This is a genomic window from Chryseobacterium sp. SN22 (genome assembly GCF_008329705.1).
Taxonomy (GTDB): domain Bacteria; phylum Bacteroidota; class Bacteroidia; order Flavobacteriales; family Weeksellaceae; genus Chryseobacterium.
The window spans coordinates 1-1384 of sequence record NZ_VTSX01000058.1; the positions used below are offsets into that span (position 1 = coordinate 1).

Consider the following 1384-nt stretch of genomic DNA (forward strand, 5'->3'; position numbering starts at 1 on the left):
ATACATTGTGCAGATATTACATTAAAGCATAAGAATAAAATTATTATTAGATATTTCATTATTTAGTTTTTGGAGTTAGTATAAATAAATTTTTCTTGATATTGATTTTATTAAAATCATATTGCATAACGGCAGGAGCGCTTTCAAAGGGAGTAAAATTATGTGATTTTCCTTTATATAAATTTCCATCGGACTATATGATTTTCTTTGTCCAAATGGCAAGTTAAACTGTCCAGAAGCATCTAATTCTGTTCTAATTGTATTTATAATTTTTTCATTTGGACCAGCTAACCCATAAATTAAATTTTGATCTAACAAATTATTTTATTCATGACTTATTTCGTGTAAGGTAGACATACCATAGCCCATGGTTAAAGGATTAAGAGCTTCACTCGTTCCTGCTATAAATTTATCAATCTGATCGGTATTAATATTTAGATCATATGTTACAGTTGCATCATAAAATCCATCGATTACTTCTCCACGAGAACCTGTCGGGTCAATAGATGTTCCTTTAGAATTATCTGAATTGATTTGATATTCTGTTCGGTGATTATCAATAGCTCCCTTTAACATATCACGAGCCGTTTTACTTCCTCCCGCATCAGTAGACTCTTGGTAACTTAATTTTCCATCATCTCCAACCGATAATTTCAATCCTGTTTCTTTTTCTAAATCACTTACGATTTTATTTTGGGTATCAGCGGAAACACTTTTTCCGAATATTATATCTTGATTCTGCATTCCATCCGGATCAATAAAACGTATTGGATTATTATAAGCATAAGTATAAGTACTCCAACGTCTCGAAGTTTCAGCTAACGGGTCCACCACACCCCATCGTCCAATATCCGGCATATAAAACCTTGCACCGTAATCATACATCCCGGATTCCTGGATTTCCTTGCCGTTGTATTTGTAATTCCTGTATCCTCCCAGCATACTTTTCACTCCCCCGATATGATTTATCCCAAATGCATAATAGGTATTGGTATTGGTGATCTAGAGATTCCCCTGGCCCCTTCTGTCCTTTGCATAATTTACCCTTACGTTTCCAAGGTGATCCACATACCGGTAAATATAACGGTTTTCCAAGGCATTGTTCTATAGATATTAATGGTAGATAATCTATAAATAGGTCTTTTTACTGATATATAAAACCCACCGCTTTGCAGTGAGTTTATTTTTATATACCAATACGAGCAGACGCTCGCGCCAGTGTAGGAATATATTATTGTTGGTTACGATTCAGCTTATAATGTTTTAGTATGATGTTTTTTGAAGAATCATTTAGCTTATATGAAATACCTTTATCTTTATACCTCCAAAATTCTAATCTATTATCTGCAAACAATGTATCTTTTTTGGTAAGAAATGCAAATAC

General features: G+C 33.3%; 1 protein-coding gene. It reads right to left on the bottom strand.

The window, feature by feature from the left end; all coding sequences use genetic code 11:
- Positions 1–324: 324 nt before the first annotated feature.
- A complete protein-coding gene (locus FY557_RS19945) occupies positions 325–1002 on the bottom strand; it encodes an RHS repeat-associated core domain-containing protein (protein ID WP_228451856.1) in 678 nt (225 codons plus the stop codon).
- Positions 1003–1384 lie beyond the last annotated feature (382 nt).